Below are 17,410 nucleotides of genomic sequence, written 5' to 3'. Positions count from 1 at the left end.
ACGGGCCGGAAGGGGGTCGTGATGGCGGAATGCCAAGGGGCGCAACCGATCAGAATCGGTTGCGCCCCTGTAAGGCTGCGGAGGCCCTGGTGTCGCATTGGCGACACCGGGCGTTCCCGGTCTACTCCGCGGCGTCCTCGGAGGCGGTTTCGGCTGCGGCCGAAGGGCCTTCGTTGACGCGCGAGCGCACGACCTCGGCGACGTGGGCCACGGCCTCGTCGGCGGGGACGCCGTTGCGCTGGGACCCGTCGCGGTAGCGGAAGGAGACCGTGCCCGCGTTCTGGTCGTCGTCCCCGGCGATGATCATGAACGGGATCTTCTGGAGCTGCGCGTTGCGGACCTTCTTCTGCATCCGGTCGTCCGAGTGGTCGACCTCGGCGCGCAGGCCCTCGGCGCGCAGTCGCGACACGAACGCCTCCAGGTAGTCGGCGTTCTCGTCGCGGACGGGGATGCCGACGGCCTGGACCGGCGCGAGCCAGGCCGGGAACGCGCCCGCGTAGTGCTCGGTGAGCACCCCGAAGAACCGCTCGATCGAGCCGAAGAGCGCGCGGTGGATCATGACGGGCTGCTTGCGGGTGCCGTCGTCCGCCGAGTACTCCAGGTGGAAGCGCGCGGGCTGGTTGAAGTCGAGCTGGATGGTCGACATCTGCCAGGTGCGGCCGATCGCGTCCTTCGCCTGGACGGAGATCTTCGGCCCGTAGAAGGCCGCGCCGCCCGGGTCGGGGACCAGGTCGAGGCCCGACTCCTCGGCGACCTGCCGGAGGACCGCGGTGGCCTCCTCCCACTGGGCGTCGTCGCCGATGAACTTGTCGGAGTCGCCCTTGGTCGACAGCTCCAGGTAGAAGTCGTTCAGGCCGTAGTCGCGCAGCAGCTGGAGCACGAACTCCAGGAGGCTCCGGATCTCGCCGGGGGCCTGCTCCTGGGTGCAGTAGATGTGCGCGTCGTCCTGGGTCAGGCCGCGGACGCGGGTGAGGCCCTGGACCACGCCGGACTTCTCGTACCGGTACACGGTCCCGAACTCCGACAGGCGCAGCGGCAGCTCGCGGTAGGAGCGCCCGCGGGAGCGGAAGATCAAGTTGTGCATCGGGCAGTTCATGGCCTTGAGGTAGTAGTTCGCGCCTTCGAGCTCGATCGGCGGGAACATGCCCTCGTCGTAGTGCGGCAGGTGCCCGGAGGTGTGGAACAGCTGCTCTTTGGTGATGTGCGGGGTGTTCACGAGCTCGTACCCGGCCTCGCGCTGGCGTTCGCGCAGGTAGGACTCCATCTCGTAGCGGATGATCCCGCCCTTGGGGTGGAACACCGGCAGGCCGGGGCCGATCTCGTCGGGGAACGAGAACAGGTCGAGTTGCTGGCCGAGCTTGCGGTGGTCGCGCTTCTCGGCCTCGGCGAGGCGCGCGAGGTAGTCCTTCTGCTCCTGGACGGTGGGCCACGCGGTGCCGTAGATGCGCTGGAGCTGCGGGTTCTTCTCGGAGCCCATCCAGTACGCGGCGGCCGAGCGCATGAGCTTGACGGCGCCGATGAGCTTGGTGGAGGGCAGGTGCGGGCCGCGGCACAGGTCGGACCAGACGGTCGCGCCGGTGCGGTCGCGGTTGTCGTACGCGGTGAGCTCGCCGCCGCCGACCTCCATGACCTCGTCGGCGTCGGTGCCCTCGCCCTTGGTCTCGATGAGTTCGAGCTTGTAGGGCTCGCCCGCGAGTTCGGCGCGGGCCTCGTCGAGGGAGGCGTACTTGCGGCGGTGGAAGGTCTGCCCCTGCTTGATGATCTGGAGCATGCGCTTCTCGACGGCCTTGAGGTCGTCGGGGTTGAACGGCTCGGCGACGTCGAAGTCGTAGTAGAAGCCGTCGGTGATCGGCGGGCCGATGCCGAGCTTGGCCTCGCGGAGCTCCTGGACGGCCTGGGCCATGACGTGCGCGGCCGAGTGGCGCAGCACGTTGAGCCCGTCGGGGCTGTTCAGCGGGACGGGTTCGACCTTGGCGTCGGCCTCGGGCGCCCAGGAGAGGTCGCGGAGCTGGCCTTCGGCGTCGCGGAGGACGACGATGGCGTGCGGGCCCGCGACGGGGAGGCCGGCCTCGGCCACCGCGTCGGCACCGGTCGTGCCGGCCGTCACCCAGAGGGGTTCGAGGACGGCTGGACTCTGGTTCGGTGCTGCGGAAGCCACGGTTCTCCTCATGGAATGGGCCGGTCGAGCGGCCGGCGCTTGACGTTCGGGTCCATGGTAGTCGCCGTCCGGGGGCGCTTTCGAGCCCATTACCGGCGGGTGAGGAGTGTCGGTGGGGGGTGTCCGGGAAAACTCCGGGATCGGACTTGACCTTGGTCCCGGCACCGGGGTTTACGGTCGTTCCATGACCACCGCGACAGCACCGTTGACCGTGGGCCGGCTCGCCGAGGCGGCGGGCGTGACCACCGACGCCATCCGCCACTGGGAGCACGAGGGCCTGTTCCCCGCGCCCGAGCGCAGCGCCGCCGGGTACCGGCGGTACGGGCCCGCCGAGCTGGACCGGGCCCGGTTCATCCGGGCCTGCCAGCGCGCGGGGCTGCGCCTGGCCGACATCGGCGACCTGCTGGCTGTGCGCGACACGGGCGCGTGCCCGTGCGAGCCCGCCGGGTCGCACCTGGAGCGGCGGATCGCGGAGGTGGCCGCGGAGATCTCGCGCCTGGAGTCGCTGCGCTCGCAGCTGACGGCGATGCTGGGCGCGGTGGAGGCAGGGACCTGCGAGCATCCGCTGCCCGACAACTGGTGTCCCCCGAGAGCCGCTGATGGAGGTGAGTGCGAATGATGAGCGACGAGTGCTGCAACTGCTGCAACGACGACGCGTGCCAGTGTGCGGGCGAGGACTGCTGCCACGGCTGCTGCGAGAAGTAGCGCGCATACGAGCCGAGGCCGGACCCGTTGGGGTCCGGCCTCTGGCGTGTCTCGGCGGTTCTACGCAAATCGGGCATTCGCGGCCGCCCCCGGCTTCAAGGGTGCCGCGGGGGTCCGACAGCCTACTTCGCGGTGAGGACGATCTTGCCGAAGTGGCCGCCCGCGTTCATGAGGCGGTGGGCTTCGGCGGCCTCGCCGAGGGGGAGGCGGGTGGTGACGACGGGCTTGATGTCGCCGGTGTCGAGGGCGGGCCAGACGCGTTCGAAGACCTCGGCGAGGATCTGGCGGCGCTGCTCCAGGGGGCGGGCGCGGAGGGTGGTGCCGGTGATGGTGGCGCGCTTGGCGAGGAGGCCGCCGAGGTGGATCTGGGCGGCGTTGCCCTGCTGGAGGCCGATGATGGCGAGGCGGCCGTCCTGGGCGAGGGCCTTGAGGTTGGGCTCGAAGTAGGCCGCGCCGATGACGTCGAGGATCGCGTCGGCGCCCCCGGCCTCCTGGGCGAGGGCCGCGAAGTCCTCGTTGCGGTAGTCCACGACGCGGTCGGCGCCGAGCGCTTCGAGCTTCTTGGTCCAGTCGCCGCGGGCGGTGGTCCAGGTCTCGGCGTCGGCGAGTTTGCGGGCGAACTGGACGGCGAAGGTGCCGACGCCGCCCGCGCCGCCGTGGACGAGGACGCGGCGCTTGCCGGTCGCGTCCTCCCCGAGCAGGTAGCCGAGGTTGGAGTAGACGGTGGCGGCGGCCTCGGGCAGGCCGGCGGCGTCGACGAGGTCGACGTTCTCGGGCGTGGGCAGGACGAGCCCGGCGTCCACGGTGACGTACTGGGCGTAGCCGCCTCCGGGGAGCAGGGCGCAGACCTCGGCGCCGAGGAGGGTGGCGTTGTCGGCGCTGCCGACGTCGATGATGGTCCCGGAGACCTCCAGGCCGGGCCAGGCCGGGGCGCCCTGCGGGGGCGGGTAGTGGCCGGAGACCTGGAGGAGGTCGGCGCGGTTGACTCCGGCGGCGGCGACCTCGATGAGCACTTCGTCGGGGCCGGGCGCGGGTTCGGGCACCTGGGCGGCGGCGAGGCTCCCGCCGGACACGGTCATGGCAAGCATTCCCGCATAGTATGACTGCCGCTGGAGCCCAAAGCGACATACCCGTCAGTAAGTCATATCAGGACCGCGGAAAGTGCCGGATCTCATTGCGCTGCAACGGTTTACGGGTTCTCGCTGGAGTGGCCGGGGAAGAGGTGCGCGGCGGGGTCGATCGCGACGGCGGCGTTGTTGACGGCCGTTGCGGCCTCGCCGAAGCCCGTCGCGATGAGCTTGACCTTCCCCGGATAGGCCGCGATGTCGCCCGCGGCGTACACGCGCGGGAGGCTCGCGGCCATCGTGGAGTCGACGCTGATCGTGCGGTGGTCGAGGTCCAGGCCCCACTCCCCCAGCGGTCCGAGGTCGGCGGTGAAGCCGAGCGCGGCGACGACGGCGCCGGCGGGGAGCTCGCGCGGGCCCTCGTCCTTGACGTCGATCGCGACGCCCTCGACGTGCGTGGTGCCGTGGATGGCGGTGACCTGGGCGTTCACGATGATCGGGACGCCGAGGCCGCGCACGCGGTCGATCGTGGCGGCGTGGGCGCGGAAGCGCTCGCGGCGGTGGACGATCACGGTGGAGCGGGCGACGCCGTGGAGGGCCAGCGCCCAGTCGAACGCGGAGTCGCCGCCGCCGACGATGACCACGTCCTGCCCTGCGTGGGCGGCGAGTTCGGGGACGAAGTAGACGATCCCGGCGCCGTGGAAGCCTTCGGCCGCAGGGAGGGGCCGGGGCGCGAAGCTGCCGAGGCCGCCAGTGATGAGCAGGGCCTTCGCCTCGATGCGGAGGTCGCCGGTGAGGTCGAGGACGGGCAGGCCGTCCACGTGCTGGAGCTTCTGGGCCTGGTGGCCGAGGTGGTAGACCGGCTCGAAGGGGGCGGCCTGGCGCAGGAGGTTGTCGACGAGGTCGCGGCCCTTGATCTCGGGGAAGCCGCCGACGTCGAAGATCTGCTTCTCGGGGTACATGGCCGTGATCTGGCCGCCCGCTTCAGGGAGCGTGTCGATGACGGCGGTGCGCAGGCCCCGGAAGCCCGCGTAGTACGCGGCGAAGAGGCCGGTCGGCCCGGCGCCGATGATCGCGAGGTCCACTGTGGTGAGGGGCATGGCAGGTACCGGCTTCCCTTGGCGGCAGTTCCACCGATCCTAGCGGCGGAAGCGCCCCGGCGGGGCCGCACAAAGGCGCTCCTGTGCGGCCCCGGTCCGGATCAGAGGCCGCGGAAGGGCCCGGTGACCTCGTAGGTGAGGCCGCCGCTGGAGGAGCCGCTGGTGCCGCGCTGCGACGAGAAGTAGAGGCGGTTTCCCGCCGGGTTGAACGCGGGCCCGGTGATCTCGGAGGCGCTCTGGCCGGTGATGCGCAGGAACGGCGCGACCACGTCGTCGGGGGTGATGATGCAGATCTCCATGTTGCCGCCGTCCTCGGCGACGAACAGGTCGCCGGAGCCGGAGGCGCCGGTGATGTTGTCGACGCCGGTGAGGGGCGCGCCGGAGACGTTGTCGTCGTAGACCGTGGCGAGGGTGTTCGCGTCGGCGTCGTAGGCCCAGACCTTGTTGTCGCCCTTGGTGGTGAAGAAGCAGACGCCGTCGGTGTAGTAGCAGCCCTCGCCGCCGTTGAAGCGCTTGGCGTTCGCGACCTGGTTGCGGGTGGCGGTCGGGGAGCCGTCGGGGTCGGGGACGGTGGCCCAGGCGAGGGCCCCGCCGGTCTCGGTGAGGACCTGGAGGGTACCGGTGGCGAGATTGCCCCAGGTCGTGGGGCGGAAGCGGTAGAAGGCGCCGTCGGTGACGTCCTCGGTGAGGTAGACGACGCCGTGGTCGGCGTCGGCCGCGGCGGCCTCGTGCTTGAAGCGGCCCATGGCGTCGCGGCGCACGGCGGCGTCGTCGCCGAAGGGGTCGGTCTCGTAGACGTAGCCGCGGTCGACCTCCTCGCAGGAGAGCCACGTGTGCCAGGGGGTGGCCCCGCCCGCGCAGTTGGTGCGGGTGCCGTTGAGGGTGCGGTAGGCGTCGACGACGTTCCCGGCGGCGTCGAAGCGCAGCGCGCCGACCCCGCCGCCCGAGGAGACCTCGGAGTTGGAGACGTAGATCCAGCCGTCCCCGTCGGCGAAGCACGCGCCGCCGTCGGGGGCGGCGTGCCAGGTGTAGGAGGTGCCGGTGACGACCTGCGAGGAGCGGGCCACGATCCGGGACGTGAAGCCCGCAGGCAGCTGGATGCCGCGGGCGTCGGCGGCCTGGAGGGCGCCGTAGGGGCTGGTGCCGGGGACGGCGGGGTAGGCGAAGGAGGGGCGGGTCATGGTGAAGCCGAGGGCGACCGATCCGGCGCCGGCCACCGCGGCGCGCATGACGTTCCGTCGTTGCATGGTTGGCAGTCCTTTGGGGGAGGAAGGGACGCAGCGGAACCGCTGCCGCAGGCCAGCGTAGGGACTTTGCGGCTTTTGCGAGTTGACCTCGGAGGGCGATCCGGTGACGTGCGGCCGTCCGTCCGCTGAACGGGCGGGGGCCTCCCGGGCACGGATTAGAATCGGGGCCGTGAAGACAGCGCTGATCACCGGCATCACCGGGCAGGACGGCTCGTACCTGGCCGAACTGCTGCTCGCGAAGGGCTACACGGTGCACGGCGTGGTGCGGCACGCGTCCTCCCTCATCGCCAACACCTCCCGCCTGGAGGCGGTGTACCAGGACCCGCACGAGTCGGGGCGGCGCCTGTTCCTCCACAAGGGCGACGTCACGGACGCGGGGCTGCTGGTCAACCTCATCAGGGACATCGAGCCCGACGAGATCTACAACCTGGCCGCGCAGTCCCATGTGCGCGTGAGCTTCGACCTGCCCGACTACACGGCGAACGTGACCGCGCTGGGGGCGATCCGGCTCCTGGAGGCCGTGCGCGCCAGCCGGATCGACGCGCGGATCTATCAGGCGTCCACTTCGGAGATGTTCGGGACGACGGCGCCGCCGCAGGACGAGACCGCGCCGTTCCACCCGCGGAGCCCGTACGGGGTCGCGAAGCTGTTCGCGCACTGGGCGACGGTGAACTACCGGGAGTCGTACGGGATGTTCGCGGTCAACGGGATCGCGTTCAACCACGAGAGCCCGCGGCGCGGCGAGACGTTCGTGACCCGCAAGATCACGCGCGCGGTCGCGCGGATCGCCGCGGGCCTGGAGAAGAAGGTCTACCTGGGGAACCTCGACGCGGTCCGCGACTGGGGCTACGCGCCCGAGTACGCCGAGGCCATGTGGCGGATGCTCCAGCACACCGAGCCCGTCGACTACGTGATCGCCACCGGGCGGGCCGCGACGGTGCGCGAGTTCGCCGAGGCCGCGTTCGCGCACGCCGGGCTCGACTGGCGCGACCACATCGAGCACGACGACCGCTACGAGCGGCCCGCCGAAGTCCCTAAGCTCGTCGGCGACCCCGCGAAGATCGCCCGCGAGATCGGCTGGGAGGCCCGCGTCCACTGGGACGAGCTGGCCCGGATCATGGTCGACGCCGACCGCAAGGCCCTGCGCGACGGCAACTGACGCGGCTACCATCGCGGGCATGACCCATCTCAGCGACACGGTGAAGCTCAACGACAGCACGGACATGCCGCGCCTCGGCTACGGGACCTACAAGGTCGGCGACGACGAGGCGCAGGAGGCCGTCGAGGCGGCCCTCGCGACCGGGTACCGGCTCGTGGACACCGCCGAGATGTACGGCAACGAGGTGGGCGTGGGCCGCGCGGTCAACGGCTCCGGCGTCCCGCGCTCGGAGGTGTTCCTGACCACGAAGGTGTGGAACGACCACCACGGCGCGAAGGCCGCCCGCGAGGCGCTCGAAGCGTCCCTGGAGCGCCTCGGCACCGACTACCTCGACCTGTACCTGATCCACTGGCCCTCCCCCAAGCAGGGCCTGTACGTCGAGACCTACGAGGCGCTGCTCCAGGCGAAGGCCGAGGGGCTGATCCGCTCGGCGGGCGTCTCGAACTTCCTGCCCGAGCACCTGGAGAAGGTCCACGAGGGCACCGGCGTGTGGCCCACGGTCAACCAGGTCGAGCTGCACCCGTACTTCAACCAGCCCGAGCTGCGGGCCTGGCAGGCCGAGCGCGGCATCATGACCGAGTCGTGGGGGCCGCTCGGCCAGCGCACCGGCTCGGTCCTCGCCGAGCCCGCGGTGACCGCGGCGGCCGAGGCGCACGGGAAGAGCCCGGGGCAGGTCGTGATCCGGTGGCACCTCCAGAACGGGTGCATCGTGATCCCCAAGTCCTCCAAGGCGAGCCGCATCGCCGAGAACTTCGACGTGTCCGGCTTCGAGCTGACCGCGCAGGAGGTGGCCGCGATCAGCGCCCTGGAGACGGGTCAGCGGCAGGGCATCGACCCGGCCAGCGGCGAGCGGTAGACGCAGTCGAGGGCGGCCGGGGTTCCGGCCGCCCTTCGTCATGCTGGTTACGCGATGCCTTCGGCGAGGCGCTTGAGCTCGGCGACGTGCCCGGCGAAGGCGGCGCGGCCGGTGTCGGTGAGCGCGGCCCAGGTGCGGGTGCGGCCTTCGAGGGGCGACTTGCGGACCGTCAGGTACCCGGCGTCCTCAAGGGCCTTGAGCTGCTTGCTGAGGACCGAGTCGCTGACGCCCAGGCCCTCGCGGATCGCGGCGAACTCGACCTCGGTCATGCGGGAGAGCATCGAGCAGATCCGCAGGCGGTTGGGCGCGTGGACGACCTCGTCGAAGCGGGGGGCGGCGCTCATGCGGCCTCGCGGAGGTCGGCGCGCAGGAGCTTGTCGAAGTGGCGGCCCCACACGGTGGTGAGGACCGCGAGGACGAGGCCCGCGGCGACCGAGGGCCACCACAGCTCGAAGCCGAGGCCGAACACGGCGCCGAGGGCGGCGATGGCGACGCCGATGAACGCGGCGTTCACGGCGCTGCGGCGCGAGCGGGGGCCGCCGGAGTAGCCGTCGACCCAGACACCGGTGATGCGGCGGTAGGCACCGGCGAGGAGGTACGCGCCGATCGCGAAGGCGCCCACGGCGCCCCACACGATCGCGAGGCGGGCGCCGCTGCCCGCGACGGCGGCCAGGCCGCCGATGAGGACGCCGAGGATCGGGTGGTACCACCAGGGGGTGTAGAGGCGGTCGGCGATGTCGGAGCGGGTGCGGTCCACGTCGGCGAGGGCGGCCCGGGCCTCTTCGGGGTTCATGCGACTTTCCATGACGGAAACTCTAGCGGAGGACTTTCCATAGCGTCAAGTCGGGGTTTTCCGTCGCGGAAAGTCCGCTGGGCAATCGGTCGCCGGGTGAGTAGCTTTGCGCGCATGAGCGAACTGAGCACGGCAATCACCCTGACCGGCGGCGCGAGCATCCCGCGGTTCGGCTACGGCACCTTCAGGATCGAGGACGGCGACACGCAGGCGGCCGTCGAGACCGCCCTGGAGACCGGCTACCGGCTCCTCGACACCGCGGTCGGCTACGGCAACGAGGAGGGCGTGGGCCGCGCCCTCGCCGCGTCCGGCCTCAAACGCGAGGAGGTGTTCCTGACCAGCAAGGTCTGGGACCACGGCTACGACGACGTCCGCCGCAACCTCGACGAGTCCCTGGCCCGGCTCGGCACCGACCACCTCGACCTGTACCTGCTCCACTGGCCGCGCCCGAGCGTCGACAAGTACGTCGAGTCCTGGCAGGCGCTCCTCGACGCCCGCGACGAGGGCCTCATCCGCGCGGCCGGCGTCTCGAACTTCACGATCGAGCACCTCGACCGCATCGAGACCGAGACCGGCTCGGCCGCCGAGGTCAACCAGGTCGAGCTGCACCCGTACTTCGCCCAGCCCGAACTGCGCGCCTACCACGCCGAGCACCTCATCGCGACCGAGTCCTGGGGCCCCCTCGCCCTCCGCGGCGGCGCCCTCTTCGACGAACCCGCCCTCAAGGCCGTCGCCGACGCCCACGGCCGCACCCCCGCCCAGGTCGCCCTCCGCTGGAACCTCCAGCGCGGCAACATCGTCATCCCCAAGTCCGTCACCCCCGCCCGCATCCGCGAGAACTGGGAGGTCCTCGACTTCACCCTCACCGACACCGACCTGGCGGCAATCGACGCCCTCGACACCGGCACCCGCCAAGGCGGCGACCCCGCAGTCGTCGGCAACTAGCCACGTGAAAGGGCCCCGCGCGATCCGCTCGGGGCCCTTTGCACTGCGGTTTTAGAAGACGAGCTCGCGCTCGGTCGCGGCGGGCGTGTCGACGAAGGCGTAGCCGTCGCCGCCGTCGAGGTTCTCCAGGTCGCCGACCGGCGTGAACACCAGGGTCGCGCCCGCGGCGTCCTCGGGGACGGCGAAGACCGCGGTGTAGCGGAGGTTCCCGGTGTCCGGCACCTCTTCGCTGCTCCAGGCCAGCGCGGCGACCGGGTCGCCGCCCGCCTGGACCGTGAGCGCGGACTCGTCGAGGTTCCAGCGCAGGGCCGCGTCCTCGTAGCTGCACCAGTTGAACCTGACGTCGAGGAACACCGTGCCGGGCTCGGCCCAGCCCTCTTCGGGCCGCCACGCCGAGCGGTCGCTCTCCACGAAGGCGCTGCCGCAGGTCAGGTACCAGGCGTCCGCGCCGTTCGCGACGCCGATCTCCTCGTAGCCGAACTCGTCGCCCATGACCGGGCCGAGCGTGCGGCCGTCGTAGTAGGCGGCGACGGGCTCGACCCGCTCGCCGCTGCGGAGGTTCAGGCCCTGGGCGCGGCCGTCCTCCTCGACCCACAGGACCGCGTCCTCGCCTTTGGGGACCGAGACGGCGAGGTGGCCGCCGGGGGCCGGGACGGCGTCGAGCTCGATCCGCTCCTCCCCCGCCTCGATCCACGCGGCGAGGCCGACGGCCTCGGATTCGAGCGCGGCAGGGTCGTCGGGGTCGATCTGCGACTCTGCGACCAGCTCGGGCGAGAGCGCGAACTGGTTGACGAGCCATTCCACGTCGCCCGCGGCCTCGGGCAGGTCCCCGAGCCCTTCAGCTGCGGCCAGCGCCGCGGGGATCTCGGCGCCCGCGCTGTGGCACAGCAGCGAGAGCGAGAAGTGCGGGCCGACGATCGCCGCGTCCTGGTCGAAGAACCACAGGTCGTCGCCGTTGGTGCAGCGCGCGGAGGCGCCTTCGCCCGTGACGAGCTCGTACGCCTCGGTCTGCTCGCCGAGGAGCGAGCAGCCCGAGGCGGCCAGCGTGAGGAGGGTGAGGGGGATGAGGGGCTTGATGAATTTGTCTTGTGTCCTTTGCACACGGTGAAGATAGTCGAGCACCGTATGTCATGACTCAGTAGACGGTCACGGTTCGCGGTCGCACGGCCCCGGCGTCAGAACAGGGCTTCCCACTCGGTGGTCGCGGGGTCCTCGCGGAAGTCCCATTCGCGGTCCTGGTCGTCGAGGACCCGGCCGTAGGGGGCGAAGGCGATCGTGAACTCGGCGTCGTAGTCGGGGACCTCGAAGACCGCGTAGATCTCGACTCCCATGCCGTCCAGGTCGTTCTCGTGCCAGGCGACCGGTTCGGCGGCCTCGCCGCTGGCGAGGACGATGGCGCGCCGGTCGAGGCTCCAGGTGAACTCGTCGAAGTCGCGGCACCAGGTGGTGCCGACGGTGAGGAACACGGTGCCGTCGTCGGCCCAGCCCAGCTCCTCGTCCCAGGGGTTGCGCCAGGCGCTGCCGCCGTCGTACTCGCAGGAGAGCCAGGTGTACTCGGCGCCGCGGTCGAAGTAGACCTCCTCGTACCGGTAGCCGCTGAACAGGTCGGTGGTGGAGGGGACGCCGTTGTAGAAGGCGAACACCGGGTCGACGCGCTCGCCGGTGCGCATGTCGACGCCCTGGGCGCGGCCGGCGTCCTCGACCCAGAGGACGGCCTGCTCGTCGGCGGGGGCGGTGAGGACGACCCAGTCGCCGGGGTCGGGGGCCTCGCGCAGTTCGAACTCGTAGTCGCCGATGGTCACCCAGGCGCGGGTCGGCGCGTAGCCGTACTGGGCGTCCATGGGTGTCATCGACACCTGGTTGACGACGAACTCGCTGCCGTCCTCGGCCTTGGGGAGGTCGGCGAGGGCGCTGGAGCGGGCGGCGACCTGGGCGGGCAGCTCCTCGCTCACGAAGCGGCAGGCGACGTCGACGGTGAAGTGGGGGCCGAGGATGTGGCGGGCCTCGTCGGTCCAGTAGTCGTCGCCCCTTTCGCACCAGGGGTCGGAGTCGGCGCCGAAGAAGAACTCGTGCGGCGCGGTCCGTTCGAGGACGTCAGGAATCGGTACATATCCGCATGCACTGCTTGCGAGCAGGAGTATCGCCAGTGGGGCGAATATGAGTTTGTGTGTTCTCAGGGGCACCAGCAGACCGTAGGGAATCACTGAGAGTGACAGCACAAGAGACTGTCGTGGATCGAGGTCAGCCGATGCCGTGGCGAACCGCCCAGAGGGCGGCCTGGGTTCGGTCGGCGGCGCCTATTCGGCGGAGGAGGTTGGTGACGTGGGTCTTGACGGTCTTCTCGGAGACGCCGAGGGCGCGGGCGATCTGGCGGTTGGTCTGGCCCTTGGCGATGAGGCCGAGGACCTGGCTCTCGCGGGGGGTGAGGTTGGGGGCGGCGGGGCCGGTGGAGCCGTTCATCAGGCCGCGCATGGCGACCGGGGCCAGGAGGAGCTGGCCGGAGTGGACGGTGCGGATGGCGCTGGCGAGGGCGTCGGGGTCGATGTCCTTGTAGACGAACCCGGCGGCGCCGGCGGTGATGGCCGCGGGGACGCGTTCGGCGTCGGTGGCCGAGGTGAGCACGAGGACCCTGGCGCGGGTGTCGCCGAGGCGGTCGAGGACGCCCTGGCCGTCGAGGCCGGGCATCTTGAGGTCGAGGAGGACCACGTCGGGGTCGAGGGCGGCGATGGCGGCGAGGGCCTCTTCGCCGTCGCCCGCTTCGCCGACGACGGCGAGGTCGGGTTCGAGTTCGAGGTAGCCGCGCAGGCCGCGGCGGACGACGGGGTGGTCGTCGACGAGGAGGAGGCGGATCGGGTCAGTCACGGCCGTCCCTTTCGGTGTCCAGGATGAGGGTGACGACGGTGCCCTCGCCGGGGGCGGTGGCGAGGCGCAGGTCGCCGCCGAGGGCCTTGGCGCGCTCGCGCATCGAGAGGAGGCCGAGACCGCGGGTGGCGGCCTCGTCGGCGTCGAAGCCGAGGCCGTCGTCGGCGACCGTGATGCGCTCGGACTCGATCGTGAGGGTCACGTTGCGGGCCCTGGCGTGCCGGAACGCGTTGCCGAGGGCCTCCTGGACGAGCCGGAGCACTTCGACCTCGCCGTCGCGGGAGAGGTCCACCGGGGAGCGGACCGCGAAGTGGACGTTGGTGTCGTGGAGGCGGTCGAGGAGCGTGGTGTGGCGCCGGAGGGTCTCGACCAGGCCGTGGGCGTCGAGGTCGGCGGGCCGCAGTTCCACGATGACACCGCGGAGCTCGGCGACGGCCTCGGCGGCGAGCTGCTCGACCTCGTCGAGGCGCTCGCGGGCGGCGGCGGGGTCCTCGGGGAGGAGTTTCCCTGCGGCGCGGGCGGAGAGGCGCAGGGAGAACAGGCGCTGCATGACGGCGTCGTGGAGTTCGCGGGCGAGGCGGTTGCGCTCCTCGACCACGGTGAGCTCGCGGCTGCGCTCGTACAGGCGGGCGTTGGTGATCGCGATGGCCGCGTGGGAGGCGAGGAGTTCGATGAGGTCGGTGTCGGCCGCGGTGAACCCGGGCCGCCCGAGGTCGTTGGTGAGGACGACGATGCCGAGGATCTGCTCCCCGTCGCGGATCGGGACGCCGAGGAGCGCACTCATCGCCGGGTGGGCCTTGGGCCACCAGCGGAAGCGCGGGTCGCGGCGCAGGTCGTCGAGGCGGATCGGCTCGGTCTCGGTGAGGATCGCGGCGAGCATCCCGTGCTGGCGCGGCAGCGGGCCGATCTCCAGGCGCTGCTCCTCGCCGATGCCGTCGGTGATGAACTCGGCGAACCCGCCGTCGTCGTCGGGGATGCCGATCGCGGCGTAGTCGGCGCCGACGAGGCGCCGGGCCGAGGAGACGATCACTTCGAGGACCTGGTGGACGGACAGGTGCCGGGTGATCGCGCCGACGGCCGCCGACACCTCGTGCAGCAGGGCGGCGGGATCAGAGTGGGAGGCGGTCACGGCACGAATCTAACCCAGGATCGGGCGCCCGCGGCTCGGTCGCTGGTCTTAAGACCACCGGACCGGGACCGACCGCGACCTCGGGCCGATGTGCGCGGCCCCGGGCGGCAATAGCGTCGGCGGCATGACCGATGAAACCCGAACCGCAGTCGTCACCGGGGCGTCCGCCGGACTCGGCCTGGCCCTCGCCGAGCGGCTCGCCGCCGACGGCTGGAACCTGGTCCTCACCGCCCGCGGCGAGGCCCGCCTCAAAGCGGCCGCCGACCGCCTCGGCGCCGAGTACATCGCCGGCGACCTGGCGTACGACGCCGAGCACCGCGAGCGCCTGATCGCCTTGGCGGACGGCCGGATCGACCTGCTCGTCAACAACGCGTCCACGCTCGGCGAGGTGCCGCTGCCGACGCTCGCCGACGCCGACCTGTCCCGGCTCCCCGAGGTGTTCGAGCTGAACATGCGCGTCCCGCTCCACCTGGTGCAGCTCGCCCTCCCGTCGCTGCGCGAGCGCGGCGGCGCCGTCGTGAACATCTCGTCGGACGCCGCGACCGGCCCGTACGCGACCTGGGGCGTCTACGGGGCGTCGAAGGCCGCACTGGACCAGCTGTCGAACGTGCTCGCCGCGGAGGAGCCCGCCGTGCGCGTGTGGGCCGTCGACCCCGGCGAGATGCGCACGCAGATGCTCGCCGACGCCGTGGGCGAGGCCGACGCAGCCGAGGCCGGGGACCCCGCCGACGCGGCGGCCGCGATCGTGCGGCTCGTGGAGGCGCGACCCGAGAGCGGCCGCTACGAGGCGAATCAGTTCAAAGAGGACAGCCGAGAGGGGACAGGGGAATGAGCACCACGTTGACCGAGCCGTTCGCATTCGCGCTCGACGCCGCCCTGGAGGCGCGCCGGCCCGCCGAAGCCCGCGGCACCGGCCGCTCCGACGTGCGGATGCTGGTGACCGACAAGGCCACCGGCGCGATCACCCACCGCCACTTCGAGGACCTCCCGGCGCTCGTGCGCCCCGGGGACCTCCTCGTCGTCAACAACTCCGGGACGCTCCCGGCCGCGGTCGTCACCCGCCAGGGCCTGCGCGTCCACTTCTCCTCGGTGCGGCCCGACGGGTCGTGGCTCGTGGAGCTGCGCGACCGCGACAAGCCGTACCTCGGGGACGTCCTGGGCCGGATCGTCGACCTCCCCGGCGGCTACCAGCTGTACCTGGAGCGGCGCTTCGGCAAGCGGCTCTGGGTGGTTCGCCCGCCGTTCGCGTCCGTGCCGGACTACCTCGCGCGGTACGGCAGGCCCATCCGCTACTCGTACGTCGAGGAGCAGTGGCCCGTCAGCGCCTACCAGACCGCGTTCGCGACCGTGCCGGGATCGGCCGAGATGCCCAGCGCCGCAAGGCCGTTCACGCCGGAGATCGTCACGCGCCTGGTGTCGGCCGGGGTCGGGATCGCGCCCATCACGCTCCACACGGGGGTCGCGTCGCTGGAGAGCGACGAGGACCCGTACCCGGAGTGGTTCGAGGTCGGCGAGTACACGGCGCGGGCCGTGAACGGCGCGAAGGCCGCGGGCGGGCGCGTCATCGCCGTCGGCACGACCGTGGTGCGGGCCCTGGAGAGCGCCGTGGAGGACGGCCGCGTCGTCGGCACCTCGGGCCACACCGAGCGGATCGTCTCCACCGCCGACCCGGTCGCCGTCGTGGACGGCCTGCTCACGGGCTTCCACGAGCCGCGCTCGACCCACCTGTCGATGCTGGAGGCGATCTGCCCGACCGGCCTGCTGCGCGACTCGTACGCGGCCGCGATCGAGGCGAAGTACCTGTGGCACGAGTTCGGCGACGTCCACCTCATCGCCTGAGCGACCCGTGACCGGGCCCGGGTGAGGGCCCGGTCACGGGGGACCGTGCAGGTCGGCGCCGCGCAGTAGCATCAGGGCATGCCCCGCCGATTCGAATTCGAGAACGACGGCCCGCTGGTCTCGGGCAGCGCGCCCGTGCGGCGGCGCCTGTCGCTCATCGGCGACACGCCCGGCGTCGCCCTCTTCTGCTCGCTGCTCGCACTGGCGATCGCCGTGCTCGTCTTCATCCCGGCGGTGCCCGGCGACGAGCAGGTGCTCATGTACCGGGGCGAGCAGGTCCAGCCGACCGAAGTGTGCGAGACGACCGACGGCGCCGGGGTCGTCAAGGCCGCCTGCATCGAGGTCGGCGAGTTCGAGACGGTGCCCACCGGCTGGAGCGTCCCCGGCGTGATCGTCGCGGCGGTCCTCGCCGCGCTCGCCCTGGTGGTCCTCGCCAGGGTCCCCGCGCAGTTCCGGGCGCATCGGCGCCAGCAGCACAGCGCGCAGGAGACCCTGACCGAATCGGACCGGCGGCAGGCCCGCTAGCCCGCCGCCGCCCCGGTCGGCCCCGCCTCTAGTCGACGTAGATGTCCGGCTGGAAGTCCGTCGTCCCGGGCACGACCGAGTAGCCGTCCAGGTCGGTGATCCCCTCGTCCGCGAGCAGGTCCTCGACCATGACCGCGTTGCCGGTGTAGGCGTTCGGGTCCTTCGCGAGGATCGCCAGCGCCGCGTCGGCGACGATCTCGGGCTTGCGGGAGCGGTCGAGCATCGGCTGCCCGCCGAGGGCGAACTCGACGGCGGCGGTGGCGATGGTCGTCCTGGGCCACAGGCAGTTCGCGCCGATTCCGGGTTCGGTCTCGGAGGCGCCGAGGGTCATGATCGTCATGCCGTACTTGGTGGCCGTGTAGGGGCCGCCGGAGAACCAGCGCGGGTCGGTGTTCAGCGGCGGGCTGACGGTGAGCAGGTGGGCGTGGCCGGATTCGCGCAGGTGCGGGAGGGCGGCGCTGACGGTCGCGAAGGTGCCGCGGAGGTTGACGCCCGCGATGAGGTCGAACTTCTTGAGCGAGAGCTCGCCGATGCCGGTGAGGTCGAGCGCGGAGGCGTTGTTGACGCAGGCGTCGAGCCCCCCGAACTCGGCGGCGGCCCGGTCGACCGCGGCGGCCACGGACTCGGCGTCGCGCAGGTCGCCGACGATCGGGAGGGCCTGGCCGCCCGCGGCCTCGACGGCCTTGGCGGTCTCGTAGAGGGTGCCGGGGAGTTTCGGGTGCGGCTCGCCGGTCTTGGCGAACAGCGCGACCTTCGCCCCGGCGGCGCCGAGCGCGACGGCGATGGCCGCGCCGATGCCGCGGCTGGCGCCCGTGACGAATGCCGCGCGCCCGTTGAGGGGGTGGTCCTTGACCAGGGCGGCCCTGACGTCTAGCTCCATTGCTATGCCTCCATACGTTCGACTCCCCCGAATATTACTGGAAAGTAACTTCAGGGGGAAGCTGGGCGGCGACGACACTCCGGCGGTTTCCTGAACGTCTGCTGTGAGCGGGTGCGGAAGTCCCCTGGAAACGGTCGCTAACCCTGTC

At 71.7% G+C, this 17,410-nt stretch carries 18 protein-coding genes; 7 read left to right on the top strand and 11 right to left on the bottom strand.

Going from position 1 to position 17,410, the window contains the following annotated elements; all coding sequences use genetic code 11:
- Nucleotides 1-121 precede the first annotated feature (121 nt).
- Complete coding sequence (gene thrS, locus AB0A65_RS09660) at nt 122-2,158, bottom strand: threonine--tRNA ligase (RefSeq protein ID WP_359949059.1); 2,037 nt, start codon at nt 2,156-2,158, stop codon at nt 122-124.
- Nucleotides 2,159-2,342: 184 nt separating this feature from the next.
- On the opposite strand from thrS, the gene AB0A65_RS09655 reads away from it, so the two are divergent.
- The gene (locus AB0A65_RS09655; RefSeq protein ID WP_359949056.1) at nt 2,343-2,777 is read left to right on the top strand and encodes a MerR family transcriptional regulator; all 435 of its coding nucleotides are present in this window, start codon (nt 2,343-2,345) and stop codon (nt 2,775-2,777) included.
- Between the two features lie 208 nt (nt 2,778-2,985).
- On the opposite strand, the gene AB0A65_RS09650 is transcribed toward AB0A65_RS09655, so the two are convergent.
- The 3 genes from AB0A65_RS09650 to AB0A65_RS09640 all read right to left on the bottom strand — a co-directional run bounded on the left by AB0A65_RS09650 (nt 2,986) and on the right by AB0A65_RS09640 (nt 6,274).
- On the bottom strand, nt 2,986-3,951 hold the full coding sequence (locus AB0A65_RS09650) for an NAD(P)H-quinone oxidoreductase (RefSeq protein WP_359949053.1): 966 nt from the start codon (nt 3,949-3,951) through the stop codon (nt 2,986-2,988).
- A 101-nt stretch (nt 3,952-4,052) separates the two neighbouring features.
- Nucleotides 4,053-5,027 (bottom strand): NAD(P)/FAD-dependent oxidoreductase, encoded by a 975-nt coding sequence (locus AB0A65_RS09645; protein ID WP_359949050.1) that lies wholly within the window; start codon nt 5,025-5,027, stop codon nt 4,053-4,055.
- A 101-nt stretch (nt 5,028-5,128) separates the two neighbouring features.
- On the bottom strand, nt 5,129-6,274 hold the full coding sequence (locus AB0A65_RS09640) for an alkaline phosphatase PhoX (protein WP_359949047.1): 1,146 nt from the start codon (nt 6,272-6,274) through the stop codon (nt 5,129-5,131).
- 169 nt (nt 6,275-6,443) lie between these two features.
- Here AB0A65_RS09640 and gmd point away from each other — a divergent pair, with 169 nt between their 5' ends.
- Together gmd and AB0A65_RS09630 are read left to right on the top strand one after the other, a co-directional pair.
- The gene (gene gmd / locus AB0A65_RS09635) at nt 6,444-7,433 is read left to right on the top strand and encodes a GDP-mannose 4,6-dehydratase (protein ID WP_359949044.1); all 990 of its coding nucleotides are present in this window, start codon (nt 6,444-6,446) and stop codon (nt 7,431-7,433) included.
- Nucleotides 7,434-7,452: 19 nt separating this feature from the next.
- On the top strand, nt 7,453-8,289 hold the full coding sequence (locus tag AB0A65_RS09630) for an aldo/keto reductase (protein WP_359949041.1): 837 nt from the start codon (nt 7,453-7,455) through the stop codon (nt 8,287-8,289).
- 47 nt (nt 8,290-8,336) lie between these two features.
- On the opposite strand, the gene AB0A65_RS09625 is transcribed toward AB0A65_RS09630, so the two are convergent.
- Nucleotides 8,337-8,633: a transcriptional regulator gene (locus tag AB0A65_RS09625; protein WP_359949038.1), complete on the bottom strand. Its 297-nt coding sequence runs from the start codon at nt 8,631-8,633 to the stop codon at nt 8,337-8,339.
- On the bottom strand, nt 8,630-9,094 hold the full coding sequence (locus tag AB0A65_RS09620) for a hypothetical protein (protein ID WP_359949035.1): 465 nt from the start codon (nt 9,092-9,094) through the stop codon (nt 8,630-8,632). Before AB0A65_RS09620 ends, AB0A65_RS09625 begins: the two co-directional genes overlap by 4 nt.
- 102 nt (nt 9,095-9,196) lie before the next feature.
- On the opposite strand from AB0A65_RS09620, the gene AB0A65_RS09615 reads away from it, so the two are divergent.
- Entirely contained in the window at nt 9,197-10,027 is an 831-nt protein-coding gene (locus AB0A65_RS09615; RefSeq protein ID WP_359949032.1) for an aldo/keto reductase, read from the top strand.
- 51 nt (nt 10,028-10,078) lie between these two features.
- On the opposite strand, the gene AB0A65_RS09610 is transcribed toward AB0A65_RS09615, so the two are convergent.
- The 4 genes from AB0A65_RS09610 to AB0A65_RS09595 all read right to left on the bottom strand — a co-directional run bounded on the left by AB0A65_RS09610 (nt 10,079) and on the right by AB0A65_RS09595 (nt 14,018).
- A complete protein-coding gene (locus AB0A65_RS09610; protein ID WP_359949029.1) occupies nt 10,079-11,128 on the bottom strand; it encodes a hypothetical protein in 1,050 nt (349 codons plus the stop codon).
- 74 nt (nt 11,129-11,202) lie between these two features.
- Nucleotides 11,203-12,210 carry a hypothetical protein gene (locus AB0A65_RS09605; protein ID WP_359949026.1) on the bottom strand — a complete coding sequence of 336 codons (1,008 nt, stop codon included), beginning with the start codon at nt 12,208-12,210 and terminating at the stop codon, nt 11,203-11,205.
- A gap of 58 nt (nt 12,211-12,268) precedes the next feature.
- Nucleotides 12,269-12,889, bottom strand: a complete 621-nt coding sequence (locus AB0A65_RS09600) for a response regulator transcription factor (RefSeq protein WP_359949023.1) — start codon at nt 12,887-12,889, stop codon at nt 12,269-12,271.
- Nucleotides 12,882-14,018, bottom strand: coding sequence for a GAF domain-containing sensor histidine kinase (locus tag AB0A65_RS09595; RefSeq protein WP_359949020.1), 1,137 nt, complete (start codon nt 14,016-14,018; stop codon nt 12,882-12,884). Before AB0A65_RS09595 ends, AB0A65_RS09600 begins: the two co-directional genes overlap by 8 nt.
- A 124-nt stretch (nt 14,019-14,142) precedes the next feature.
- Between AB0A65_RS09595 and AB0A65_RS09590 the strand changes: the two genes are divergently transcribed.
- The 3 genes from AB0A65_RS09590 (at nt 14,143) to AB0A65_RS09580 (ending at nt 16,382) form a co-directional block, all read left to right on the top strand.
- Nucleotides 14,143-14,850, top strand: coding sequence for an SDR family oxidoreductase (locus tag AB0A65_RS09590; RefSeq protein WP_359949017.1), 708 nt, complete (start codon nt 14,143-14,145; stop codon nt 14,848-14,850).
- Entirely contained in the window at nt 14,847-15,857 is a 1,011-nt protein-coding gene (locus AB0A65_RS09585) for an S-adenosylmethionine:tRNA ribosyltransferase-isomerase (protein WP_359949014.1), read from the top strand. Before AB0A65_RS09590 ends, AB0A65_RS09585 begins: the two co-directional genes overlap by 4 nt.
- Nucleotides 15,858-15,935: 78 nt before the next feature.
- Nucleotides 15,936-16,382, top strand: a complete 447-nt coding sequence (locus tag AB0A65_RS09580) for a hypothetical protein (protein WP_359949011.1) — start codon at nt 15,936-15,938, stop codon at nt 16,380-16,382.
- A gap of 28 nt (nt 16,383-16,410) precedes the next feature.
- On the opposite strand, the gene AB0A65_RS09575 is transcribed toward AB0A65_RS09580, so the two are convergent.
- Nucleotides 16,411-17,262, bottom strand: coding sequence for an SDR family oxidoreductase (locus tag AB0A65_RS09575; protein ID WP_359949008.1), 852 nt, complete (start codon nt 17,260-17,262; stop codon nt 16,411-16,413).
- Nucleotides 17,263-17,410: the final 148 nt, after the last annotated feature.

This window comes from Glycomyces sp. NPDC047010 (assembly GCF_040644205.1).
Lineage (GTDB): Bacteria > Actinomycetota > Actinomycetes > Mycobacteriales > Micromonosporaceae > Glycomyces.
The sequence above is the reverse complement of the archived record's forward strand: the minus strand, read 5'-3'. Positions and strand labels throughout refer to the sequence as shown.